The sequence below is a fragment of the Chryseobacterium culicis genome (assembly GCF_900108365.1).
Classification (GTDB): Bacteria; Bacteroidota; Bacteroidia; order Flavobacteriales; family Weeksellaceae; genus Chryseobacterium; species Chryseobacterium culicis.
Window position 1 is genome coordinate 904,440 of record NZ_FNWQ01000001.1, and the last position, 24,666, is coordinate 929,105.

General features: G+C 37.7%; 26 protein-coding genes and 1 riboswitch. Of the genes, 12 read left to right on the forward strand and 14 right to left on the reverse strand.

Annotated features, from left to right (window positions below):
* Positions 1–28: 28 nt before the first annotated feature.
* The 7 genes from BLW74_RS04030 to BLW74_RS04060 form a co-directional block, all read right to left on the reverse strand.
* The gene (locus tag BLW74_RS04030; RefSeq protein WP_089690146.1) at positions 29–1,321 is read right to left on the reverse strand and encodes a glycosyltransferase family 4 protein; all 1,293 of its coding nucleotides are present in this window, start codon (positions 1,319–1,321) and stop codon (positions 29–31) included.
* A gap of 47 nt (positions 1,322–1,368) precedes the next feature.
* Complete coding sequence (locus tag BLW74_RS04035) at positions 1,369–3,909, reverse strand: YfhO family protein (RefSeq protein WP_089690147.1); 2,541 nt, start codon at positions 3,907–3,909, stop codon at positions 1,369–1,371.
* A gap of 31 nt (positions 3,910–3,940) precedes the next feature.
* Positions 3,941–4,171: a hypothetical protein gene (locus BLW74_RS04040; RefSeq protein ID WP_089690148.1), complete on the reverse strand. Its 231-nt coding sequence runs from the start codon at positions 4,169–4,171 to the stop codon at positions 3,941–3,943.
* 57 nt (positions 4,172–4,228) lie between these two features.
* Positions 4,229–5,278: a DUF6263 family protein gene (locus BLW74_RS04045; RefSeq protein WP_089690149.1), complete on the reverse strand. Its 1,050-nt coding sequence runs from the start codon at positions 5,276–5,278 to the stop codon at positions 4,229–4,231.
* A gap of 15 nt (positions 5,279–5,293) precedes the next feature.
* Positions 5,294–6,415, reverse strand: coding sequence for a serine hydrolase domain-containing protein (locus BLW74_RS04050; protein ID WP_089690150.1), 1,122 nt, complete (start codon positions 6,413–6,415; stop codon positions 5,294–5,296).
* Positions 6,416–6,418: 3 nt separating this feature from the next.
* Positions 6,419–7,177: a 23S rRNA (guanosine(2251)-2'-O)-methyltransferase RlmB gene (gene rlmB, locus BLW74_RS04055; protein ID WP_089690151.1), complete on the reverse strand. Its 759-nt coding sequence runs from the start codon at positions 7,175–7,177 to the stop codon at positions 6,419–6,421.
* Between the two features lie 103 nt (positions 7,178–7,280).
* Positions 7,281–7,754, reverse strand: a complete 474-nt coding sequence (locus tag BLW74_RS04060) for a DinB family protein (RefSeq protein WP_089690152.1) — start codon at positions 7,752–7,754, stop codon at positions 7,281–7,283.
* Positions 7,755–8,006: 252 nt separating this feature from the next.
* Here BLW74_RS04060 and BLW74_RS04070 point away from each other — a divergent pair, with 252 nt between their 5' ends.
* From BLW74_RS04070 to BLW74_RS04115, 10 genes are all read left to right on the forward strand, one after another.
* Positions 8,007–9,011 carry an AAA family ATPase gene (locus tag BLW74_RS04070; protein WP_089690154.1) on the forward strand — a complete coding sequence of 335 codons (1,005 nt, stop codon included), beginning with the start codon at positions 8,007–8,009 and terminating at the stop codon, positions 9,009–9,011.
* Positions 9,011–9,469 carry a GNAT family N-acetyltransferase gene (locus tag BLW74_RS04075; protein ID WP_089690155.1) on the forward strand — a complete coding sequence of 153 codons (459 nt, stop codon included), beginning with the start codon at positions 9,011–9,013 and terminating at the stop codon, positions 9,467–9,469. The genes BLW74_RS04070 and BLW74_RS04075 overlap by 1 nt, the downstream gene beginning before the upstream one ends.
* A 54-nt stretch (positions 9,470–9,523) precedes the next feature.
* On the forward strand, positions 9,524–10,387 hold the full coding sequence (locus BLW74_RS04080; protein WP_089690156.1) for a DUF58 domain-containing protein: 864 nt from the start codon (positions 9,524–9,526) through the stop codon (positions 10,385–10,387).
* Between the two features lie 56 nt (positions 10,388–10,443).
* Positions 10,444–11,340 carry a BatD family protein gene (locus BLW74_RS04085; RefSeq protein WP_089690157.1) on the forward strand — a complete coding sequence of 299 codons (897 nt, stop codon included), beginning with the start codon at positions 10,444–10,446 and terminating at the stop codon, positions 11,338–11,340.
* On the forward strand, positions 11,333–12,325 hold the full coding sequence (locus BLW74_RS04090; RefSeq protein ID WP_089690158.1) for a VWA domain-containing protein: 993 nt from the start codon (positions 11,333–11,335) through the stop codon (positions 12,323–12,325). Before BLW74_RS04085 ends, BLW74_RS04090 begins: the two co-directional genes overlap by 8 nt.
* Positions 12,325–13,332: a vWA domain-containing protein gene (locus BLW74_RS04095; protein WP_089690159.1), complete on the forward strand. Its 1,008-nt coding sequence runs from the start codon at positions 12,325–12,327 to the stop codon at positions 13,330–13,332. Before BLW74_RS04090 ends, BLW74_RS04095 begins: the two co-directional genes overlap by 1 nt.
* Before the next feature lie 99 nt (positions 13,333–13,431).
* Positions 13,432–14,172 carry a tetratricopeptide repeat protein gene (locus tag BLW74_RS04100; protein ID WP_089690160.1) on the forward strand — a complete coding sequence of 247 codons (741 nt, stop codon included), beginning with the start codon at positions 13,432–13,434 and terminating at the stop codon, positions 14,170–14,172.
* Positions 14,172–15,911 (forward strand): BatD family protein, encoded by a 1,740-nt coding sequence (locus BLW74_RS04105; RefSeq protein ID WP_089690161.1) that lies wholly within the window; start codon positions 14,172–14,174, stop codon positions 15,909–15,911. The genes BLW74_RS04100 and BLW74_RS04105 overlap by 1 nt, the downstream gene beginning before the upstream one ends.
* 44 nt (positions 15,912–15,955) lie before the next feature.
* Positions 15,956–16,558: a MarC family protein gene (locus tag BLW74_RS04110; RefSeq protein WP_089690162.1), complete on the forward strand. Its 603-nt coding sequence runs from the start codon at positions 15,956–15,958 to the stop codon at positions 16,556–16,558.
* A 5-nt stretch (positions 16,559–16,563) separates the two neighbouring features.
* Positions 16,564–16,764, forward strand: a complete 201-nt coding sequence (locus BLW74_RS04115; protein ID WP_089690163.1) for a hypothetical protein — start codon at positions 16,564–16,566, stop codon at positions 16,762–16,764.
* 76 nt (positions 16,765–16,840) lie between these two features.
* On the opposite strand, the gene BLW74_RS04120 is transcribed toward BLW74_RS04115, so the two are convergent.
* From BLW74_RS04120 to BLW74_RS04140, 5 genes are all read right to left on the reverse strand, one after another.
* Positions 16,841–17,809, reverse strand: coding sequence for a chorismate-binding protein (locus tag BLW74_RS04120; RefSeq protein WP_089690164.1), 969 nt, complete (start codon positions 17,807–17,809; stop codon positions 16,841–16,843).
* 157 nt (positions 17,810–17,966) lie between these two features.
* Positions 17,967–18,395 (reverse strand): PaaI family thioesterase, encoded by a 429-nt coding sequence (locus tag BLW74_RS04125; protein WP_089690165.1) that lies wholly within the window; start codon positions 18,393–18,395, stop codon positions 17,967–17,969.
* Positions 18,396–18,476: 81 nt separating this feature from the next.
* Positions 18,477–19,064 (reverse strand): 1-acyl-sn-glycerol-3-phosphate acyltransferase, encoded by a 588-nt coding sequence (locus BLW74_RS04130; RefSeq protein WP_089690166.1) that lies wholly within the window; start codon positions 19,062–19,064, stop codon positions 18,477–18,479.
* Between the two features lie 315 nt (positions 19,065–19,379).
* Positions 19,380–21,101 carry a PspC domain-containing protein gene (locus BLW74_RS04135; RefSeq protein ID WP_089690167.1) on the reverse strand — a complete coding sequence of 574 codons (1,722 nt, stop codon included), beginning with the start codon at positions 21,099–21,101 and terminating at the stop codon, positions 19,380–19,382.
* An 11-nt stretch (positions 21,102–21,112) separates the two neighbouring features.
* Entirely contained in the window at positions 21,113–21,442 is a 330-nt protein-coding gene (locus BLW74_RS04140; protein WP_002977573.1) for a PadR family transcriptional regulator, read from the reverse strand.
* Positions 21,443–21,787: 345 nt separating this feature from the next.
* On the opposite strand from BLW74_RS04140, the gene BLW74_RS04145 reads away from it, so the two are divergent.
* Positions 21,788–22,486, forward strand: coding sequence for an XAC2610-related protein (locus BLW74_RS04145; protein WP_089690168.1), 699 nt, complete (start codon positions 21,788–21,790; stop codon positions 22,484–22,486).
* Between the two features lies 1 nt (position 22,487).
* Positions 22,488–23,084 carry an HD domain-containing protein gene (locus tag BLW74_RS04150; protein WP_089690169.1) on the forward strand — a complete coding sequence of 199 codons (597 nt, stop codon included), beginning with the start codon at positions 22,488–22,490 and terminating at the stop codon, positions 23,082–23,084.
* Positions 23,085–23,134: 50 nt separating this feature from the next.
* Here BLW74_RS04150 and BLW74_RS04155 read toward each other — a convergent pair whose 3' ends face one another.
* Positions 23,135–23,518, reverse strand: coding sequence for an acyl-CoA thioesterase (locus BLW74_RS04155; protein WP_002977578.1), 384 nt, complete (start codon positions 23,516–23,518; stop codon positions 23,135–23,137).
* 118 nt (positions 23,519–23,636) lie between these two features.
* A riboswitch (cobalamin riboswitch) is annotated at positions 23,637–23,816 on the reverse strand.
* Positions 23,817–23,850: 34 nt separating this feature from the next.
* The gene (locus BLW74_RS04160) at positions 23,851–24,651 is read right to left on the reverse strand and encodes a hypothetical protein (protein WP_089690170.1); all 801 of its coding nucleotides are present in this window, start codon (positions 24,649–24,651) and stop codon (positions 23,851–23,853) included.
* Positions 24,652–24,666: the final 15 nt, after the last annotated feature.

The window sequence follows — 24,666 nt, forward strand, 5'->3', positions numbered from 1 at the left end:
CTTCGGATTGTCAGCCTCTAACTTTTTTTTATTTCAAAACCTCAGTCAGCTGGCGGGTAAGATTTCTTCTTGAAAACTGCTCAATATGCTGGGTGTTTTCGAGAAGGCTGCCACTTTTCCAAAGTTCAAATTTTTCAAGGATAAATTTTTTAACCATTTCTGTATCCTGATAGTTAAAGTGCTTTCCTGCCTTCGTTTCTTCAAGAATTTTTGCAACATCTGCTTTCTCCGGACCAAAAGACAGAATTTGTTTTCCTGAAGCCAGGTACTCAAATATTTTTCCGGGGATTATCCCCTTTGAGGATTCATTCGGGAAATTGGTGATCAGAAGCAGATCAGAATTCTGCATTTCTTCTACCGCCTTACCATGGGCAAGATAGCCAAGATTCAGGATGTGATTTTTCAGACTTGAATTTTCAATGGTTTGAAGAATCTTATCATCTATTCTTCCTACAAATTTTAACCTGAAATCTGCTGCAAAATCAGCGTTTTCGCGGATCAGTTCATCAAGAGCCTTCCATAGGTTTTCGGGATTTCTAAGTTGCTCCAAAACCCCGATATAACTTAAAGTAAATTGATTTTCAGACTTTTGCGCCTTAACCTTATTTTCCGAGTCACTTTCATCAAATCCATTGGTAATACACACGGCGTTGGCGCCTGCCTTTCTGAAGTTTTCGGCATCAGTATAGCTTGTAGCCAGTGTAATGTCTGCGTTTTTAAATACAGCTCTCTCAAGCTGACGGTGTTTTTTATCCGAACTTTTGGTTAATTTCAGATGTTTATAATAGGAAATTTCTGTCCATGGATCACGGAAATCAGCAATCCATTTCAGGTTGGGCATTTTGCTTTTCAGTCCCAAGCCAATCAGATGAAGAGAGTGGGGGGGACCCGAAGTGACAATAGTATCAATCGTATTGTCTTTCAGATATTTTTCCAGAAATTTAATTGAAGGTTTTACCCAAAAAACTCTGGCATCCGGAATGAAAAAGTTGCCTCTTACCCAAATGGAAAGTTTAGATTTCCAGCTTTGATTTTTTCCTACATCAAATTGTCCGGCCTTGAATTTTTTATTGCTTTTATTCAGTTTTTCAGCCAGCTGATAAGGTTCCCAGATTTTGGTTCTTACCATTTCAATGTTTTCAGGAACATCTTTCATCAGTGTTTCATCCAGCAATGGGTAGCTTGGATTTTCGGGAGTGTAGATGATGGGTTTCCAGCCGAAATCCGGCAGATATTTTGCAAACTTCAGCCATCTTTGAACACCAGGACCTCCCGCAGGAGGCCAGTAATAGGTGATAATCAATATTTTCTTCTGTTCCATTTATTTATTTCTGTGTCATTCAGAATGACATACCGCAATAATTAATTTTATGCTTTGTGCTCAGCTGCAATCTCTTTTTTCCTGTTCTTATTCATCCAGAAAATTCCAAATGCAGACAATAGGATAAACAATCCGAATGAAAGAAGAGAAACCCATTTTCCTTTTTCAATGACTTCCGGTTCAAAAACCATTCTGATGTGGTGATTTCCTGCCGGAACATGCACTGCACGAAGTAAATAATCTGCTTTGATATATGGAACTTCTTTCTCATCTACAAGCACTTTCCACCCGTGAGGATAGTACACTTCAGAGAATACCGCTAATTGTGGGGTCTTCGACTGAGATTTAAATTCAAGTTCGTTGGGCTGATATTTCGTAAGATTGATGAATGCTGTAGAATCTGCCTGAACTGGTTTGTCTGCAAAATAGGCTTTATCAGCTGATGCAATAACTGCTGTCTTTTTGTTGTCAATAGTTCCGATTGCTTTAATTTCCTGATTAGGACTGTCTACAAACTTCAGGTCGCTTACAAACCATGCATTTCCATTGGCTTTGGGATTAGGAACCACCTGTGGCTGGTCAGGCCCTCCAAACACCAGATATTTAGCATTTAATAAATTTAATACATTAGGCGTTTTTACACTGTCGACATTGTTGATATACTCATTCAATACATCATCATATCTTCTTAATTTCACAGCATGATAACCACCGATTGAAGCTTTAAAATAAGACGTATTGGTTTCACTTGTCACTCCCAGTGTCTGATTGTAAATTCTGTAGTGTGTTTTGTCTTTTTCAGCAATGGTTTCCAATGTTTTGTTGATGTTCACATTACCCAGAATAGATTCCAGATTAGGATTTCCCTGAACTTTTTCAGCAAGAAGGTCTGAACTTTCTGTCTGGAAAGGATTTTCGGCAAAGATCTTATCTACATAGTTTTCATCATTTAAATAACGCTTGTTTACCGTCCAAAGATCAAATAAACTCACGACTCCTATTACTACTAAAGCAATATTCTGATTAAGCTTTTTCTTTAAAGTTAAGAACAGAGCTGCTGCTGTAATGGCAACGTAGATAAATGCTTTTATAGCATCTATTCTGAATAATTTATACCTCTCATCTACAAGATAATCCAGCAGGAAAGGAGGAAAATAGGTCTTTTCGCCCTCAGTGGAGAATCCTAATAACGATTTTCCAAAGATTAAAAGAATCAATAACAATCCTAATGTTCCGCCACTTACATAAAGAAGAATTTTCTGTTTGTATTCTTCAGTCAGTTTTTCATCCGTGAAGAATTTGTATAATCCCAGAATGGCAATCAATGGAAACAGTAATTCTACCACTACTAAGATAGAAGAAGGTGCTCTGAATTTATTATAGAACGGTACATAATCAATAAAGAAATCGGATAAAGGCATAAAATTGCTTCCCCAGGCCAGTAAAATGGTCAGGATTGAAGCTCCTAAAATCCAGTAACGGTATTTTTTGGATGCAAAGAAAAATCCTAACACTGCAAGGAAACATACAATAGCTCCCTGATAGGCAGGTCCGGAAGTTCCCGGCTGGTCTCCCCAGTAGGTCATTCCGCCGAAACCTTTAGAGATTCTGTCCATTTCCGCCTGTGAACCTACGTTTTCCTGTACAAGCTCCTGAACTTTGCTCATCATTTCTTTTCCTTCCGGTTCCTGGCTTCCTCCTCCCATTAATCTTGGGATGAAGAGATTTAAAGTTTCAAGCTGCCCGTAGCTCCACATCAGCATACTTTCTTTGTCCATTCCTGATTTTCCTGAAGTATGGCTTTCGTTATCCAAAATCTGCTTTCCACGAACGGTTTCTTTTACATATTCAGAATTGGCCATGATTCTCTGTGAATTCATTCCAACCCCGATAATACACGATGCTGCAATAATACCTGAAGAGATCAGGAAGTGCTTCATAGGTGTCTTTTTCTGAACAGCTCTGATCAGCTCAGACAAGAATAAGAATCCTAACGCAAGGAAAAGATAATACGTCATCTGAGGGTGGTTGGCTGCAATCTGCAGTCCCATAAAGAGGGTAGTGACAATGAATCCCCAGATATATTGCTTCCTGATGTACACAAGTAAAATTCCGGCTAAAAGCGGGGCAAAATATTCAATCGTGTTTACTTTACCATTATGTCCTGCTGCTATAATGATATAAAAATAGGTTGAAAGTCCGAAGAAAGTAGCTCCCAGCAAGGCATACTTCCAGTTTCTGACTACCACCATTCCCAAAAGGAAAAAACCTGCAAAAAGCAGGAAGAGATAATTTACCGGCCTTGGCAGGAAATTCAGATTGCTGTCGATTTTCTTGATGATGTCCCCTTTGAACTGGCTTCCCATCTGATAGGTAGGCATTCCTCCAAACATGGAGTCGCTCCAGTAGGTTTCATTTCCGGTATCAGCCCGGTAGTCGAGCAGTTCTTTTGCTCCTCCTCTATACTGCACAATATCGTGCTGAAAAAGCTGTTTGCCTGTAAGTACAGGAGTGGAATATAAAAATGCTAAAACTATAAATACGACTAATGAAGCTGCAATATAAATTAAGTTTTTATTTTTTGCCATGCTGGTTATTATCTTTTATTTCTTGGAATTTTTACCTTTTGTCTTTACTCTCTTTCACCTCTTCATAGTCTACGGTTTCTGCATCCCAGTTGAGGTTCTTTTTGTTATTCTTATTCGAGTTGTGTAGGTCCTGCTGCCCGTTTTTTGGATTGTTGTTATTAAAACGGTAACTATAAAATGTTTTAAAGAAAATTCGTTTAAGAATATTCCATACAAAGAAAATAATAATGGCAGTAAGTACTAACTCAAGAATGTACTTCATAATATTAAAATTTAAAGTTCAGGGTTTAAAATTAAACCCTGAATGCATTTAATTCAGTTATTTAGCAGAGGGGTTTACCATTACAGAAGAATTGGAAACGCTTTTCATAGACTGAGACTGTTTTCCGTCTGAAATGGTTTCTACCTGTGTTGTTTTTACATTGATATTCTGGTTGGTAATCCATCCTGTGCTTTCGTCAAACTTAATGGTTCCGTTCTGAACCAGTTCACTGCTCAGGCTGTGGGTGATAGGCCCCTGAGCTTTCTTTTCGGTTTTCTTAGGAATTCCTCCGGTAACTGCAATTTCTGCGGTTCCGTTTCCTAAACTTTTCATTACATAATTAGAGGTTACCTTTACATTTCCGCTTGGATCTGCATTTTCAGAAGTTGACCATTTTTCTCCAATTTTCACTCCTTTTTTAGGAATAATCATCAGGTTTTTATGAAACTGGTCTTTCAATACTTTTTCGTTAAAAGATTCTTTAAGGCTTGCCACTACGCTGGCTTTCTGATTGGCATCTTTGATAAGAGTTCCTACAGCAGTTCCCACTTTGGCATACACGGCATCAAATCCTGTAATAGAAATGACATTCCCTTTCGTATCCATTTTCATGGCAAGTTTGTTTCCTGTAAGTGCTTTATTGACGTTCCAGATCATTTTAAGATCATCTTCCTTAGGGATTGGCAATTTTGTATCTACCACTACTGTTTTTCCTTGTGCAGACTGAGAATTTCTCTTCGCAACAAGATTAAGGGTCATATCATAGACATCTCCTTTAATATCATTGACTACGAAATTCATTTCATCTGTAGATTCACTGGTTGCAGTGATGGATTTTCCCTGAGGATCCGTCATCGTTTTTACATCTCTCTGATAGGTTGTAAGAGGATAAGTTTTGCCTTTTTCAAGCTTAAAAGTCTGTTTGATAACGCCCGCAGAATCTTTGATTGCCGGATTTTCCGCAACTTTCGCTACAGAATCAGCAGGAACTTCTATTGTTACTGTTTTTCCGGTTTTAGGATCTACTTTCGTTATTTTTGCTGTTTCTTTTTTACAAGATACAAGAGCTATTGATGATATAAGCGCAAGCGCTGCAATGTTCTTCATTCGATTTTTTTAACTTTATTTTTTACTACTATTTCTTAATAAATTGTCTGCAATATCCTGCAGTTTTCCCTGGGATTCACCATCCGATTCATTGGAAAGGATAACCACTCCCATGTTTTTTGAAGGATAGATCTGGAGGACACTTGAAAAACCAAATGTGCCACCCGTATGATAAACGGTTTTACTGCCGTCTTCATAATTGTGGATTCTCCAGTATAATCCAATGCCGTCGCCTTCCCCTTTTACCAAGGGCGTGTGGGAGGTTTTCACATAGTGATTGCTTTCGTCCAGATGATACTGCATATATTTCACCAAGTCTTCTGTATTGGTCACAATTCCACCTGCCGGAGCAAAAACAGTTGTGAAATTTCTGGGCATTACCTTTCCTGTTTCATTATAGCAAGTCAATAGCTGAGCAGAATTCGTACCAAGAATGGTTTGATTCATATTCAGAGGCTTGGTAATAAACTCTGAAAGCAGATCTGCGTAGCTTTTATGATATACTTTTTCAAGGATATCTCCCGCAATCTGTGTCCCTGTATTGGAATACTTGTACTCAGTTCCCGGCACAAAATCTATTTTAGCCTGATGAAGATCTTCATAAAACTTCTTTTTCGAATAGTTTTTATAAAAATCAGAGAGTGCTAAGGCTACTGAGTCCATCGGTTTTTTGAATGTTTCCGACTGGTCCGGCAAAAACTGAGGTAATCCTGATGAATGATTGGTAAGGTTACCGATCGTTATGGGATGTTTTTCAAACTCCAGATTAGGATAATTTCCATCCAGATACTTACGGATATCATCACTCATTTTGATTTTTCCATCTGCTAAAGCATGTGCCAGAAGAGTACCGGTAAATGTTTTGGTAATGGATGCAATCTCATACAGGCTTTTGGAAGTGGGAAGTTCTGATTTTCCGAGTTCCGTGGTTCCGTAATTATAAAAATAACTTTTACCGTCTTTTATAACGCCTATTGAAATTCCCACACGGGCGGGATTCTGCATATAAGCGAGTGCTTCTTTCTGAACCATCTTATCTAGATCGGTGACGAGACGGTTATCTGTTGCTGTTTTTTTTGTCTGCGCATTCATAACGAATGGGGCAAAAAATATGGGTAAAAGGATCTTTATTTTCATGGTTTACGAAGTTGGTATCGCTGTCATTTTCTGTCTTACCGCTTCATACAAAATCGCACCACATGCTACAGAAACATTCAGAGACTGAGTTTTTCCCTCAATAGGAAGTTTTATTTTTTCGTCGGCATGATGAAGAACTTCTTTGGAAATTCCCGTTTCTTCATTTCCCATTACAATAGCGCAGGGCTCAGTAAAGTTGACATCATAGATCAGTTTCTGGGCTTTTTCGCTGGCAGCATAAACGGAAATTCCGCTTTGCTGAAGAAAATCTACGGTGTGTGCCAGATTGTTTTCTTTACATATTTTGATATTATAGATGCCTCCTGCAGACGTTTTAATTGCATCTGAATTGATGGGTGCCGCACCTTTTTCCGGGATGATTACCGCATCAATTCCTACACATTCTGCCGTTCTGCAGATGGCTCCAAAGTTTCTTACATCAGTAAGTCTGTCCAGAATTAAAAGAAAAGGAGTTTTTCCCTGTTCAAATAATTGTGGAACAATATCCTCCACTTTATGGAATGGTACATCTGAGATAAATGCAACCACTCCCTGGTGGTTTTTTCTTGTAAAACGGTTAAGCTTTTCAACCGGAACATAATTGGGACGGATTTTATTTTTCGCTAAAATAGCTTTTAGTTCAGCATAAATAGGACCCTGAAGTGCATTCTGCACAAAGATCTTGTCAATCGTTTTTCCCGCTTCAATAGCTTCAATTACGGGACGCAGCCCGAAAATAAAATCGTCTTTTTTATCTGTCATCTTATTATTTTAAATAGTGAGTTGTAAAATGTGAATTTTCTTTGTAAGTCGATCTGGCGAATGCGTATTTACATTTGACCATTGACTTGCGCAGCAAAATTCACTATCTCCCTTTTTCCCCTAGAATTGCTCTTTTCTGCGCCAGCACATATCCGTAGTGAAGACTTTCGTGCATGTTGTTGAAGATAATGGCATCCTGAATGCTTTTCAGATCCATCCCGAAACTTGTGGTGTATGGAGTGTAGTCCGAAAAGAAATCGCTGTCATAATCCTTCATTAAAATCTTGGAAGTTTCGGTTAGTAAAAATTCAAGATCTTCCACCTCAGACTTCTGAACATTTAAGTTGGGTAAAGTTCCTTTTTTATAGGTTTCAATCCAGTATTTATCAATACGGAAGGGATTTCCACTCAGGTAATAGTGCAGGAGCTGCTGTGTAGCAACCGTATGTGCAATATTCCAGTAGATATTGTTGTTGAAACCATCCGGAATCAGAATCAGATCTTCATGAGAGGTGTTCTGAAGCACGTCTAAAAGGTTCTTTCTTACCTGTCTGTGCGCTTGAAAATGATAATTCATTTTGCAGTTTTTTTAATCACCAAAAATAGTTTAATAAACTGGAAATGACAATTTTTGAGCGGGTGATTAAAGCGAAATTTATATATTTTTATGAAAAAAATAAGATAATCCTGTTGAGTTTTAAGACTTCAGCAGTTCCTGACCTTGCATCAATAGAGGAATATTTAACAAACTTTAACTCAAAAATAGCATTTATTATGTTGATTAATGCAAGTATTTATCAGAAATTTACCACTTATTTTAAATCAAGCTATGTCAGAGATATATCAAGCTGAAGATATCCGCCAATTGACGGAAAAAGTAAAGGAAAAAAACTACTTATTTTCTCTTCTGAGACAGGAAATCAACAAAGTTATTATTGGACAGGAATATATGATAGACCGGCTTCTGGTGGGGCTTCTGGGGAATGGTCACGTTCTTTTGGAAGGAGTGCCGGGACTGGCCAAAACTCTTGCGATAAAGACACTGGCTGATGCCGTTCATGGTGAGTTTTCAAGGATCCAGTTTACCCCGGATCTGCTTCCTGCTGATGTAGTGGGAACCATGATTTTCAATATCAAGGATAATGATTTTTCAATAAAAAAAGGACCTGTATTTGCCAATTTTGTATTAGCGGATGAGATCAACCGTGCGCCGGCGAAAGTGCAGTCTGCGCTTTTGGAGGTAATGCAGGAAAAGCAGGTGACAATTGGTGACGAAACCATGAAGCTCCCAAAACCGTTTCTGGTATTGGCCACCCAAAACCCGATTGATCAGGAAGGAACTTATCTTCTGCCTGAAGCACAGAGTGACCGTTTCATGCTGAAGTGTACCATAGATTATCCTGCCTTCGAAGATGAAAGACAGGTGATGAGAATGGTTTCTACATCTCATCAGCCAACGGTGAAGCCGGTGATTGCCCTTCAGGATATTGTGGATGCAAAAGAATTGATCAACCAGATCTATCTGGATGAGAAAATCGAAAAATATATCCTGGATATGGTGTTTGCAACACGTTATCCGGAAAATTACGGTCTTTCTGAGCTTAAAAATTATATCAGCTTCGGAGCATCTCCAAGGGCATCTATTAACCTTGCCATCGCTTCGAGAGCTTATGCGTTCCTGAAGGGAAGAGCTTTTGTAATTCCTGAAGACGTAAAAGCACTGGCAAAAGATGTTTTAAGACACAGGATGGGCTTAACTTTTGAGGCTGAAGCTGAAGAAGTGACAACAGAAGAGATCATCAACAGAATTTTGGCAAAAATCCAGGCACCATAATGAGTGATGTAATAATCAGAAAAGCAGTTAAGGAGGACTGTGCTGCCATGCTGAATTTAATCCGGGAATTGGCAGAATATGAAAAGGCACTGCATGAAGTAACGGTAACACTGGATGATTTTACGCAGGATGGTTTTGGTGCTTCGCCTGTTTGGGGTGCTTTTGTGGCAGAATATGAAGGTGAGATTGTAGGAATATCTTTGTATTATGACCGATATTCAACATGGAAGGGAAGAAGGCTGTATCTTGAAGATCTTGTTGTAACAGAAAAGCTGAGAGGAAAGCAAATAGGAAAAAAGTTATTTGATGCCACGCTGGAGTTTGGTAAAGCCAATCATTACAGCGGAATGGTCTTCCAGGTACTGAATTGGAATGAACCGGCCATCAATTTTTATAAAAAATACAACACAAAGTTTGATAATGAGTGGTCAAATGTATCTATTGAGTTTCAGGATTAATCCGAAACCCGTGACCCGCAAATCAACAGTTAACGTTAAATTTTAAACGCATCTATGCAGATAAAAGATATTGTAAAAAAAGTAAAGCAGATTGAAATCCGTACCAGAAAAAAGACGGAGGCTGCTTTAATGGGGCAATATCACAGCGCCTTTAAAGGCCAGGGGATGACTTTTTCGGAAGTGCGCCCTTATCAGTTTGGAGATGAAATCAGAAGAATCGACTGGAACAAAACTGCGCGTTTCCGTGAGCCATTTGTAAAAGTTATGGAAGAAGAAAGGGAGCTGACGATGATGATTCTTGTTGATATTTCCGCTTCCATGGATTATGGAACACAAGTTCAGCTGAAAAGAGAATATGTCGCAGAAATTGCAGCCAGTTTAGGATTTTCAGCCGCTGGCAACAATGATAAAGTAGGATTAATTCTGTTTGCTGATAAGGTATATAAAGTAATTCCTCCTCAAAAGGGAAGAAAGCACATCCTTTCCATCATCAGTACTATTCTGACCGCAGATTATGTTCCCGCAGAATCCAAAATAGATAAAGCGATGGAATACATGATGGGAATTTTTAAAAGAAAATCTCTGGTTTTCCTGTTTTCGGATTTTGAAGATGAGTACGATTCCAAAATGCTGAGAGTAGCGTCAAAGAAACATCAGCTGCTGGGGATGAGGGTTTACGATGAAAAAGACAACGAAATTCCGGATATAGGATATGCGCGTTTACTAGATGTGGAAACCGGAAAAGAAATATGGGCCAATACTTCCAGCGCGAGGTGGCGGTATACCTTTGCAGAAGCTCAAAAACAAAAACTGAGAGCTCTGGAAGAAGATTTTGCCAATAGCTCTGCCAGTTTTATGAATATCAATACCGGTTCAGATTATTCAAAATTATTGTATAATTACTTTCAGAAAAAATAACACCGGGCTCAGCTCGTAACTAAAAAACATAAGGCGTCTGCCAATATTATTTAACATTGAGAAAAATACTTTTAATATTATCTTTTCTGATCTGTGCGAATGCTTTTTCACAGATATTATCCTCTAATGTAGAAAAGAAAACCATTGCTTTGGGAGAAATCAATCATATGACGATAAAGATTGATAATCTCAATGAACAGCAGGTAACTTCAGCGCCCAAAAATGAGCTTCTTCCTTTTCATTTTGAAGAAACCAAAGACAGTATCGGGCAAACTGCCAATACTTACGAGAGAAAGATTGAGTTTGCCGTTTTTGATGAAGGAAAGTTTACTATTCCGGAGCTTGAGTTTAAGGTGGGAGATAAAATACTGAAAACTATTCCGTACGAAATAGATGTCATTAATACCGCTCAGAAAGCTGATCAGATCAATGATATTATGCGTAATAAGCAGGTAAAACTTGAAGCAAAAGATTATTGGGAGCTTTATAAGTTTTATATTCTTGCTGCCCTGGCGGGTATTGCAATCATCATCGCCATTATCATGTTTATAAAATGGGGCAGAAAATCAAAGAATATGCCTGTAGTGGCTACGAATCAGACTTTGAAAGAACTGGATTCTCTTAAAAAGAAAAAATATATTGAAGGTGGAAACTTCCGTTCGTTCTATGTAGAACTGATTGATATTTCAAGAACCTTCATCACAAGGCAATACCGTCTTCCGGCAGATGTACTTCTTACCGACGATCTTATAGATGTCATAAAAAAGAATAACACCATCTCACAGGATAACGAAAAAATAATAGAAGATGTGTTCCTCAGAGGAGACCTGGTGAAATTTGCCAAAACATTCCCCGATCAGGAAACAATGGAAAGAGATTTTGCCAATATCAGAGACTTTGTGAAAAGATCATCCAAAGATTTAGAATTCGAAAACTTGAGAAAGGATGTTTAATTTTGAGTTTTACAGTCCGTGGTTTTTACTGCTTTTCCTGCTGTTTATTCCGTTATTGATTAAAGACGCCGGGAGACGCAGAAGAAAAGGGATAAAGGTACCCACGATAAAAAATATGGATCACAGCGGAGGAATCCAGGGTGTACTTTTTTTATTGAAGATTTCAAAGTATATCATTCTTTCAGCTTTGATTATTGCCATGGCAAGACCGCGAACATTCACGGTTTCACAAGACAGGGATGATACTAAGGGAGTAGATATCATGTTATCTATTGATGTTTCTTTAAGTATGCTTGCGAAGGATCTCACTCCAGACAGAATTACAGCTCTTAAAGATATTGCCGTAAAATTTGTTCAGAAACGTCCGAATGACAGGATAGGAGTGGTAGCATACGCTGCAGAAGCCTTTACCAAAGTTCCGGTGACTTCAGATCATCAGGTGGTAATTGATGAAATTAAAAACCTGAATTCTGCAGGCCTTGAACCTGGAACAGCCATAGGAGAAGGTCTTTCCGTAGCGGTGAATCATTTGATTAAAAGCAAAGCCAAAAGTAAAGTAGTCATCCTGATGACGGATGGGGTAAGCAATATCCAGAATGCTATTCCTCCACAGCTTGCTGCCGAACTGGCAAAAAATAATAATATAAAGGTATATTCCATCGGAATCGGTACCAACGGCTATGCGCTGATGCCGACTTCTCAGGACATCTTTGGAGACCTTATTTTCACTGAAACAGAGGTAACCATAGATGAAAATACCTTGAGAGAAATAGCACAGACTACCGGCGGAAAGTACTTCAGGGCGACCTCCAACAGCAGTCTGGAAGAAGTGTATGATGAGATCAATCAATTGGAAAAATCTGATGTAAAGGTTTCCAAGCTTTACAATTATGAAGAATATTTTAAAATATTCCTTTGGATTGCACTAGCGATGCTGGTGCTGGATGCATTATTGAGATGGGTGTTTTATAAAATTTTAAGCTGATGAGTTGGTCTTTAGGAAATTATTGGTATTTATTTTTACTGTTGCTTCTGCCGCTGTTAGCTATCTTTTTGATTCGTTTTTTAAAATGGAGAAAAAGGAAAAGAGAAATTTTTGCTGCCAGCCAGTTTCATAATAATTTATTTGAAAAAAGTTCGGGGTTTACAAAGTTTTTCCCTGCCTTATATTTATTAGGTACGCTGTTTCTGATATTCTCTATCATTGATCTCCTGAATGGCTCAGAAGAGGTAAAAAGTACCCAGAAACTGAATAATGTGATATTCATGCTGGATGTCTCCAATTCTATGAATGCTGAGGATATAGATCCAAGCCGTCTTTCGGAAGCCAAAAACCTGATGCTTGCGACCATGAAGAAGATGAATAATGACAAAGTAGGTATTGTCATCTTTGCCGGAAGCGCAATGTCGATTATGCCTCTTACAACAGATTATAATTCTGCAGAAACGTATATCAGCGGTATTGAAACAAACTCTATGCAGATTCAGGGTACAGATTTTCTGAAAGGCATGCAGGCTGCAGCTGAGAAATTTAAAAATGTAAGCAAAGGATCCAGAAAAGTGATTTTGCTGAGTGATGGGGAAGATAATGAAGGAAATGATAATGCCGCCATCAGATTGGCGAATAAAGAAGGAATAAGCATTACTTCGGTAGGAGTGGGAACAGATGAAGGAGCTCCGGTTCCGGAATATGTATTCGGGCAGCTTATGGGATATAAGACAGATGTAAACGGAGGTACGGTAATTTCTAAAAGACAGACGGAAGCTTTGAAGAAAATGGCTGAATCTACAGACGGAGCTTATATTGACGGAAATAACATTAACGAAGCTCCGGACAGGATTGTAGATGCCGTCAATAAAAAATCCTCAGGAGCTGAAACCATGGTGAAGTCTCAGAATGCCATCCATTACTACCAATATTTTCTTGCAGTATCTCTTCTGTTTTTCTTTTTAATTTATATTTTTAATCCTAAAAAAGATTTTAATGTGTAAATTTCCCTGATTTATAGAAGAAATTCTACAAGTACTTTAACCGAATTTTAACAAATAAAACTCTGTTTCTTAACATATAAAGGAATAATTTTGCAAGTAATGAATACTAAAATCATATTTTTATCGTTTATTGTTGCCATCTCATTCTCAGGCATTTTGTTTGGGCAGGAAAACTACAGAAATTTAGTTCACGAAGGTAATCAGAAATTTGACGGTAAAGACTATGAAGGAGCGTCCTCTAAATTTATGGAAGCGATAAAATCTAATGATAAAGATTTTACCGCTCATTACAACATGGGGAATGCACTGTATAAAAGTAAGAAATACGAAGAGGCGAAGGCAGAGTTTGAAAAAGCAGAAAAACTTTCACAAACCCTTCCTGATAAAACAGCCGCTCTTCATAATTTGGGGAATGCCTATATGCAGATGAATCAGCCGGAAAAAGCTGCTGATTATTACAAAAAAGCTTTGAAGCAGGATCCGTACAGTGAGGTAACCCGAAAAAATTATGAGATTGCCAAGCTGAAAGAGAAAGAAAAAGAACAACAAAAAAACCAGCAGAATAACTCAGGTAAAGGCGGCGGCGGAGATGATCAGAACAAAGGAGACGATCAGAAAGGCGACAAAGAAAAACAGGATCAGGGAAGCGGGCCTCAAAACCAAGGTAAAGGTGACCAGGGCGACAATCCCAAGCAGAATGAGAATAATGAAGGCAGAATGCCAAAGAATCTTGAAAATGCGATCTTAGATAAAATAAACGAAAAAGAAAAAGAAACCGCCAGAAGAATCTTAAACAAGAATTCTTATTCGATGCCCGAGAGCAACGAGAAAGATTGGTGATGCAGCACAAATTGATTTACATATTGCTTACCCTCGCATCCGTGATTACTTACGGACAGGTAAATCTTACGCTGGATGCTGATAAATCCGAGTATGGGGGAAAAGATATTGTAAACCTTACCATTGTTCTTGAACTTAACGGAACCGACCTTGTACAGCAGACAGGTCTGCAGCTTCCGGATCTTTCGAAGTTTAATATTATAGGAAGCGGATCTGTTACCAATACCGTAATTGATCCTGCCACCAATACTTTAATTACCCAAAAAGTTTCCAGAATTGCCCTTGAACCTAAGAAAAAAGGAAAAATAAAAATTGGTTCAGTGCTGGTTACTGTTAATAATAAAATTTACAAAACCGAACCTTTTGACGTCAATATCCGTGATATTGTAGACAGAAGATCATTAGCGGCCAATACCTCCAATGATGTCTACCTGAATATGGAAATTGATGACAGGGATGTGTATCAGGATCAGCCTACCGTTGCTGTTCTCAGAGTATATTCCAGAAATATGGACAACCTGAGAAAAGTAAAGAATATCCGTCTTCCTGAGCAGGACAACATTAATGTGCATCCTATCAATTTCGATAAATCTGAGATAGATCCGTCAGGATACGGCAATATGCCTTCACAGGTTTTAGCGATGTTTATGGTATTCCCGAATGAAGCAGGTTATGTGGAAGTTCCCGGGGTATCCGCTTCTGTAAGCACTTATTCCAATAAAACCAAGATTGTCTCCAATAAAGTAAAAATCAACGTGAGAAAACTGCCGGAAGGTGCTCCGGAATGTTTTAAAAATGCTGTTGGGAACTTTAATGTAAATGTATACAATGCTTCTAAAGAAAAACCGGAAGCCAAAAAACCTCTGAATGTTGTGGTGAAAGTTTCAGGAGAAGGCAACCTGCCGGATATGGATCTTCCTAAAATAGCAGCTTCTCCGGATTATGAAGTTTTTGCCCCGAAAATCACAACCAAAGTTTCTCCGGGAACCGCCGGTATGAAAGGGGAAATTTTGGCTAATTACGTTATTATTCCAAACAAATCAGGAGCTATCGCCATTAAAACTGAACAGTTTGCTTTCTTTGATCCAGCCAGCAAAGAATATGTAGATCTTGGACAAAAAACACTGGCTGTGAATGCATTTTCTCATGATCAGATCATGGAAGCACGTTCTACCGTAGAAAAGGTAAATGAGTATACCAATAATCTTCTGGAGACGGTAAATACTCCGGTTTTAAAAACAACATCATTCAAAGTAAAAGAAAAAAGTAAATTCCACTGGAATATCCTTTTGACTAATATTGCTATTTTGCTAAGTTTATTTATTGCTTATCTGCTATTTAAAAATTGGCAAAAAAAACGTACATTAGTTAGGGAAACTGTACCGTCCAAACCGTTAGGTTCCGTAGCTGAAACCGAAAAAGAAATCAGAGCATTGATGAAAACGGATATCAATGATTATTTCGGGTATCTGGAAAACCTTAAAGACAACGGAGAGTATGAAAAGTTCTTTATGACCCTTGAAGAACTTGATCAGGAAGTGAGAAGCCAGTATTTTCAAGGCTCTGCTGTGGAGTTTAAGACTTTTCTTGAAAAGCACAAAGGATCTTCAGTTGCAGAAGACTACAGCAAATTGCAGCAGAAAGTTCAGATGGAAAAATACAACCCTGTAAAATCTACTGATGCTCTTGAGGAACTTTTGAAAACAATTGTTAATTTATATTCACAAATTAGCAAATAATCAGTTTATTTTCATATTTTTGCGAAATTTTTAATTACAAAGAGATGGAAATTTTTGAGGGTTTCTCTATTAAAGAGATCGTTACCAGCTTCATGGTTCTTTTTGCCGTTATTGACATCATCGGCTCAGTTCCTATTATTGTAAGCCTTCAGCAGAAGTTTGGAAAAATTGAGGCCGGAAAAGCGGCCATTACTGCTGGTCTTATTATGATTGTTTTTCTATTCGTAGGAAATAAAATTCTTAAGCTTATTGGGGTGGATGTAAATTCTTTCGCTATTGCCGGAGCTTTTGTGATTTTTGTCATAGCGTTGGAAATGATTTTAGGAATTGAAATCAATAAGACAACCGAAGCAAAGGCCGCATCCATCGTACCCATCGCATTTCCGCTTGTTGCAGGTGCCGGAACACTCACCACAGCGCTGTCTCTGAGAGCTGAATTTCATGATATTAATATTATCTTCGGAATCGTTCTTAATACAATTTTCGTATATTTGGTGCTGAAATCAGCGAAATGGCTGGAGAAGAAAATCGGGGATGCTACCTTAATGATCCTTCAGAAAGTTTTCGGAATCATCCTTTTGGCAATTTCAATTAAATTATTCACTGCAAATTTTGCCCAGCTGGTGCAGAATTATATTAATTTTTAAGAGTCATGAAGAAGTTTTATAAAGTATTTTTAGTACTGTTTATTGTATTCATCGCCATCAATCTTTATGCTATTAACTGGCAGGCAACAGATATCCTGGGAGATGAAGATAACGTTAGGTTTGCATTTTCAGCCGGAGCTGCCGGAATAGGTCTTATCCTGCTTTTTGTAATGGATACCTGGAGCAGAATCGGATTAAAAAAATAAATTGAATTTTTCAATATAATACAGCCTCTTTCTTTGGAAGGAGGTTTTTGTTTTTATAAGAGGGCATCCGGTAACACTAAGATATTACAAGATTTTTCAATATCGCTTCAGATTTCAGCTCTGTTTCTCTCCATTCTTTGTCCGGGTTGCTTTGAGCGGTGATTCCACCACCTACGAAAACATGCACAGCATCTTTGTAAAGTCTTGCGCAACGGAGATTGACAAAATAAAGAATACTTTCGCCGGTTTCCACTTTGATATAACCGGCATAAAATTCACGGGGAAATTTTTCATAGTGACGGATATTTTCATTGCAGAAATCTTTTGGAATCCCACAAACGGCAGGAGTAGGGTGCAGATCCTGAATAATTCGGTCGAGATCTTCCGGTTGAATTGTTGTTTTAAAATCTGTACGTAAATGTTTAATATTTCCTGAGATATGATCGTATGTTTCAGATTGTTCAATACGGCCAGAATAATTTTTAAGAATATCCCGAATATAAGTGCTTACAGGCTTTTGCTCTTCTATTTCCTTTTCAGACCATTCTTCAGAAACGGGAAGGGTTCCGGCAAGAGCCATGGTTTCAAATTCATGGGTTGTTTTATTAAACTTTCCTAAAACTTCGGAAAACGCTCCCATCCAGGCATTCTTGCCATCATTAAACAGGTATCTGAAAGCATTCGGGTAAGAGACACACAAGTTTTTAAAACTCTCTTTATAATTGATGGTATTGAAATCTGTAACTATTTTCCTTCTTGAATAAACAAGCTTCGGAAGATTGTTTTCTTTAATCACTGCAATAACCTGCTCCAAGGTGTTACAATATTCTTCTTTGGTTTCAGCGGAATACTTTGCGGTGTTACTATTCAGTGTTTCGCTGGTGATGGAGATATTGTCAAATTCGGCAGGATTTACTTCAAAAATATCTCCGTTAAAGCTGATTTGATCTGAGCCATCATAAGAAAAAAAGCTAACGGCATTCTTAGTGTTTTTTTCATCAGCAGACAGTAGTCTTTCGTTGAAGGGAAGTTTGAAATAAATCATGATCTATGAAGGGATTTTGAAAACCACCCACCGGAAATACTACAGAAGATTCCGGACGTAATTTTCCTTTCTGCAAAGGTATTATTAGTCTTAAAGATGTCAAAATAAAAAGAGCTTAAATTTACTTTAAGCTCTTTTTATTTTATGTTGATGCAACTTATCTTTTGATGATATTATTTGTCATCGTAGTATGATTGATAAGGACTCCTTTTTCGTCACGGATTTCAATTTCAGAAACATGCATGGTTTTTCCTTTTCTGATAAAACGTGCTGTAGCGGTTACAATGCCGTCTTTTTTGCTTCTCAGGTGGTTAGAGTTAATATTGGTTCCCACCCCGTAGTACTTTTCACCATCAATAAAAATATTAGACAGGCTTGAACCTAACGTTTCAGCCAGAACACAGCTTGCGCCTCCGTGCATGATGCCAAACGGCTGGTGCGTTCTGGGAAGAACGGGCATTGTGGCGGTAAGCGTTTCATTTTCGAGATCAATATCTATGAAATTTATTTCAAGAGTCTTCGCAAGCGTTACGTCTCCCCAGTTATTGATGAATGCTAATATTTCTTCTTTTGTCTGACCTTTCATTTTTTATAGTTGATAAATGATGATTGATTAATTTTGCCTCTAGCCTCTAGCCTCTAGCCTCTAGCCTCTAGCCTCCAGCCTTTAATTCTGTTCAGTTCCCATAATATTGGGATTCCAGTTTTCAGGGACTTTAGGAACAATGTCATTTTTTACATAATAGTCCTGAATTTCCTGCATAATTTCTGAAAAAGGAACCGAAGCTATTCTCTCATATGGGATGGTATAACCAAGATAAACAATTTTTCTTTTGAAATCACCTGCTGCCAGTACAATGGGGACTTTTGCAGCGAGTGCCATATGATAGAAACCTTTTCTCCATTTCGGAACCCAGCTTCTTGTTCCTTCCGGGGTAATGACAAGGCTGAAGTCTTCTTTTGCGAACTGGCTGGCAACAAAATTTACCAGATCATTTTTCTGGCTCCTGTCGATACCAATACCCCCAAGACCTTTTACAACACCTCCATACCAGGCTTTCGTGTGAGCATCTTTAATGATAATTTTTAAAGGCTTTTCCAGTGACCAATAGGCGAAATTTCCTAAAATGTATTCCATATTATGGGTATGGGGTGCTACCACAAGGATACACCGGTTCAGGTTGTTGACATCGCCCTGCAGAACGACTTTCCAGCCTAATATTTTTAACATTGCTTTGCCTATAAGCTTTTTCATAGATTTCTTGGATTAAAAACAAAAAAGTATAACCAAACTTTGGTTATACTTTACAAATATATTGAAATATTATCGCTCTTAAAACAAACCGCTAATTAAATCTACGATTTTCAGTACGAATTCCATTGCAAATTGTATCATGATAAGAAGGTGTTTTTGGTTGGTTGGTTATTAAATTTTTGCTCTACGAAATTAAACTTTTTTTTTCATATAAGAAACTAAATAAGTCTTTATTTTCAGTTTTCTGAGAGAAGAAGGGTGTGAATTTCAAACGGTTGCCATCCACCCACACCTTCTACCACTCTCTGAAGTTAATTATTTAGTCTGTATGGAAATTTCGTTTTTTCCGTCTTTGATTTTGATGTCCATATCTTTATTGGATTTCTTGATAGTAGACACTGCAGAATCAATTACTTTCTTTGCCTGGTTGTTCGGAACTTTTTTACCGTTTACAATGATGCTGTCTTTATCATCAGAGTTGTATTCAATACTTGAACCGTTTACCGTAATTTTATTTTTTTCAATTCTTACCCCGTTGTGGTCTTCATCTCTGTCCTGATCATCATCATTGATACCGTCTCCGTCTAAATCACCATCTATATGGATACCATCTTTTTTCATGGAAATAACAACGGTTTTTTGCGGAACTACAAGTTCATAATTCAGGCTGTAATCTCTGAATCTGTGCTCGTATGGATATTTGATGTAGTTAGGAAGAAGTACTTTGTTGTTTACAATTTCCACAGGAACCGTCATCTGGATAGGGAAGTTATATCCTTTTCCTTCTTTTTTAATGATCAGATAAGGGGTTTTAATATCCGGTTTTCTTGTAACGTCTACAGAAATATAATCTTCTTCATAAACTGTTCTTTTATCAGAATAAATATCATTGTTATACCCTTTGAAATTCTGAGGGATGTTGATCTGTTTTACATCTACATACACCGTATCCGAAGTAGTGTTGATGGCAACATTTTCCACATCTTCCTTACTGCCTCTGTAGATCATATCTTTCTTAGCCATGCTGATTCCGAAGTACGTTCCCAGCCCGATAAGAAGAAGGAATAAGCCTCCGATTACCCATCCGATATTTCTCAGTTTTGTTTTTGGAGAAAAGATCTTGATGCTTAATAAGCTGAAAAGGATTGCCGGAATTAAGCTCCCGATGACCATCATGGCTGCCAGTACTTTATCAAGTCCCTGATCATCCATATAAAATCTGATTTCGTTAGCTCCTGGGAAATCCGTATCCATTGCAAAAAGGGCAAATAATACAAATACTCCGATAATGCTTCCTACAGCCATCAATACAAAGAATCCTCCTACAATGTACTTGAATATATTCCAGACTCCGCTGCTTGCGTTGCTGATATACGGCTTGTTTTCGTTATAGATTTCTCCGACCCTCTGAGTAGATTCATTGGCAAACTGTACCAATTTATTAGACTCATTCTTAAGATTGTCGAAGTTCATAGGCTTTCCCTGCATTTTCAGGAAATCTGCTGCTGTTTCAGCTTTTGGAAGAACAATCCAAAGGATTACGTAAAGAAGACCAATCAGTGAAGAAGAGATCGCTGCTGTAAAAATTCCCAGTATGAAAATCCCCAGCCAGATTGCTCTCATGGTAGTAATATCCATTCCTACATATTGCGCTAAACCGGCACAAACTCCTGCTACTTTTTGTTTTTCCGGATCACGGAACAATTGTTTTTTATCGGTATAGCTGGTTCCTGAATTATAATTTCTTGCAGATGTTTTTTCAGAAAAATAAGCTTCTTCCTGTTCTTCAATTTTTTCAGGGCTTCCGATCTGTGCAATTACCTTTTCTACATCGGTATCGTTAATCACTTCACGTTTTCCTAAAGAATCTTTGAAGATTTCCACCATTCTTATTTCTATGTCATGCATTACTTCATCCGCCTCAGAAGCATCCAGAGAGCTTCTCAGAGCATTCAGGTAATCGCTGAGCTTTATATATGCGTGTTCTTCTATGGTAAAAGAAAAACCTGCGAGTCCTATTGAGAGTGTCTTGTTCATAGCTTTGTTTTTTAATTTTGTTGGGTGATTTGGTTTACTGAGGCTGTCAGTTCATTCCATGTATTGAGAAGTTCATCCAGGAAAAGTTTTCCTTTTTCTGTAATCTGATAATATTTTCTGGGTGGTCCTCCTGTAGATTCTTCCCATCTGTAAGAGAGAAACTCTCCGTTTTTTAGTCTTGTGAGAAGAGGGTAGAGGGTCCCTTCCACTACATCCAGTTTTCCTTTTTTCAGTTCGTCAATAAGATCAGAAACATACATTTCTCTGTTATTGATGAGACTTAGAATACAGAATTCCAGAATTCCTTTTCGCATTTGCGCTTTGGTATTTTCGGTATTCATCTTTGATAAGTTTTGTTAATTAGTTATATTCTTAGAAAAATGCTCCTAGCTAGCTGAGCCTATTCTAATTTTACATTACAAAGATATGTAAATAAAATGGTATTATGCAATACAAAGTAGTGAAATTTTTAAAATTAATAATATAATTTATTGATATTCAGTAGTATAATTTTTTATTGAATTTTCCTTTACTATAAATTTAAATGAAAAATGGCTGATTATTTTTAAAATTTGAGGAAAAATGTCATGGCCCTGGTACTTATTGTTATATACCCATTTCTTATCATATATTGATTAGGATTCGTATTTTTGTTGGGAAAAACACTTAAATCATTTACTGTTACCATGAATACATTCAATAAATATAAGTATATTCCTGCTTTTGTTATACTGGGATCTGCCTGTTTCGGACAATATCAGTTTGAAGTAAAAAACGCATCGAAAAGCTACGATGCCATTATTCAGATAGAAAATTGCGATAATGGACAGTGCAGCGGAAAAGGAACTGTAGATTTGTTTGATCAAAAGAATACAAAGGTGCAGACTTTTGTTTCCGGTAATCTGGTGCTGAATATAAACGAAGGGGAAAAGCCTGTAAAGGGAAAAATGTTTCAGCTCAGGAAAGAAAACAGTCCGGTAATTATTGATGATTTTAATTTTGACGGAACAGAAGATATAGCGGTAAGGAATGGAAATATGGGAAATTACAGTTCCGCTTCTTATGATGTATACGTATTCAACAGTACAAGAATGGCATTTGTAAAGAGTAACGAGCTTACAGATCTGGCTTCAAATTCCTTTGATATTTTTGGGGTAGATGCTCAACGTAAACGTCTCATTACCTTTGGAAAATCCGGCTGCTGCGATCTTTTTACCACAGAATATGCTGTAATACCGAATAAAGGACTTGATAAAGTACTGGAAAAAGAAGAAGATATGACGGTAGAAGGCAAAGTAAAAGTAATTACAAAAGAAAAAATAAACAATAAATGGGTGACCAGAACCAAGGTCTATCCATCAGAACAATATAACAGAGAAAAGTAAGATGAAAATTCAGAAAGAAATAGATTTTATCCTGGCTGTGGATGCTTTGAAAAACGTGCAGCGAAGAAACTATAATGCCGATGACTCCCGAAGAGAAAACACAGCAGAACATTCCTGGCAGATCATTATTCTGGCTCAAATTCTTTATCCTTATGCTAAAAACCGCGCTGATATTGATTTATTAAGAGTTATAAGAATGCTTTCTATTCATGATCTTGTAGAGATAGAAGCCGGAGATACTTTTATTTTTGATGAAAAAGCAATGGTTGGAAAGTTCGAAAGAGAAAAGGCATCTGCCCAAAAGATTTTCGGAATTCTGGATGAACCTTTACGTACAGAATTCTTTAATTTATGGCTTGAATTTGAAGATGAAAAAACACCTGATGCTATTTTCGCATGTGGAATTGACCGTATTATGCCGTTTATCCTAAATTCCCATACTTCAGGAAAAAGCTGGACAGAAGCAGGCGTGACGGAAAAACAGATCCGCAATATGCTTGAAAATGCCATCAGCAGAGCATCGGACGAAATGGGAGAGGCCTTTGAACTGTTGCTGAACCAAAATCTGGAAACAGAGAAAGTGGTAAAATCACTGTAAGAGACATAGAATAAGACTCGGGCGGCCTTTGGCCGCCCGAGTCTTTATATTTACAGGATTTGGATGGGTTTCTTAAATTCATCGATTGCTACAAAAGTAAAATCACCCACAATGGCTTTTTCTCTTTCGTAAGAATACATTTGTTCGGTATAGATTTCAACATTTACTTTCATACTGGTTTTTCCTACGTATGAAACTTTCCCGATCAATTCCACAATGGTTCCGGCAGGAATAGGTTTTTTGAAATCTATTTTGTCACTGCTTACCGTTACCACTCTTTTTCTGGCAAAACGGGTAGCGGTAATAAAAGCTACTTCATCCATCAGCTGCATAGCCGTACCACCAAAAAGGGTATCATAATGATTCGTTGTGTTAGGGAAAACCGCTTTAAAGATTCTGGTTTCGGAGGCTTCAATTCTTTCTTCTGTAGTCATATATCATTATTAATTAAAGCGAAAATGAAATAGATATCGGAACCACAGAATAATAGCAGGAATCAAGAGAATTCCTGAAACAATTCATCAGATCAATACAACTTCAAATCGCGAAAGTTACTTGTTTAAGAAAAAGGCAGGTCTCCTGACTTGTAACATCTTTTATCTCCTTCCCATGCCTCGCACAGTGGATCTTTGATAAAGATTACAGTTACTTACAGTTGCGCGACAGTCCGTGATTCTCACACGGTTCCCTTTTAATCTGCAGTGATGCAGAACCAATTTCTATGATGAATAAGCGTTAAAACTTTTCAGGGGCAAAAATAATGAATTTATTCCGGATTATGGTAAATAATCTGGCTGATTACTCTTCCTTTCTTAATGGTCCAAAGCGTGGTATATCTGTTTTCTCCTGAACCATTGATCATATAAAGAAAGATATTGTCGTTGTCAAGGGAAGTGACCCCCATGTTTTCAAAATCCATGGTAGGCTGGAACATATTCTTAATGGCTTCTCTTACGAAAACAGATCCTCTTCCCGGCTGTTGTACCCTGATGGATTTGATTTCAGTCATTCCTTCCGGGAGATCATTTCCAATTCCCCATGGTTTTACTTTATCAATGGTAAGAAGTTTTCCTTCGGCATCTTTTTCCTTTTTACGGTATCCCGCATTGGAAGGATAGATATCAATAACTACTTTGCTTCTTTGGGCAGTAGGAATTTTCGGGTCAGAGTTATCTGTGAAGATAAGTGATTTTCCATTTTTAGATTTGGAAGGAGTGTAGGCAGGAAGCTGATCAATATAAGCAATACGTTCTTTATTCACCATTCCTTCTTTGTCAAGCGTTTCATAACGTACAAAAGGTTTGTCGTCATCCTGCTTTTCAGGATATTTGATCCAGATCCACTCCGTTTCCCCCGGAGCAGGCTTTACATAAACGAACACATCACCTTTACGCATACGGATTTTATCTACAATTTTTCTGTAATTATCCTTATGAACACGCACATTGGCATATCCTTCTTCCGCTTTTACCACTCCGAAAGGAACTTTATTCTGCCCTTTTACAAAAGCGATCGATAAAATACTGAAAGCGGATAAATAGAATGCTTTGTTTATGAAAGTCATCATGAAAATTTTTTAATC